The organism is Psychrobacter sp. (assembly GCF_036731945.1).
GTDB lineage: Bacteria > Pseudomonadota > Gammaproteobacteria > Pseudomonadales > Moraxellaceae > Psychrobacter.
This window is the reverse complement of record NZ_DAINDI010000054.1, coordinates 1-447: the sequence shown is the minus strand read 5'-3', so window position 1 is coordinate 447 and position 447 is coordinate 1. Positions and strand designations below refer to the sequence as shown.

Annotated in this window: 1 pseudogene; it reads right to left on the bottom strand. The window is 45.2% G+C overall.

The window, feature by feature from the left end:
- Window positions 1–447: pseudogene (locus V7D75_RS10855) on the bottom strand (M66 family metalloprotease); the annotation flags it as partial.

Below are 447 nucleotides of genomic sequence, written 5' to 3'. Positions count from 1 at the left end.
ACTATAGGCAACACGTGGTCTATCGTCGCTATTCGTTTGGTCTGAAAGTGGCAAATGCGTCGGGTCATCCAAATTGATCTTGCGTAATAACAGTCCATCTTGATAAATTTCAGCAACCAATTGATTGACTGCTCCCATTTCAAGCGTAGGCGTCACTAATAAAAGAGCTTCCTTTTCTGCAGTTAGGCGCGGCATGTTTTTTGCTTCGTTACCTTGAGGATCTACCGTATGATTCTGCCCAAATTGAATCATGGCTTGTAAAGGGCCTAGCAAATCAGAACGGATTTCTCTCGTCTGCCCCGCACCGTTATAGTCAAAGAAACCCAATAAATAATAATCAGCAATGTCTTTTTTTGGTTCTGGATATTTAATAGGCGTGGCTGGCTCAAGCGGCGTCGCAGGAATACTGGTTACTGGCGGCTTTTCAGGCGTCGTCACTGGCGGCTT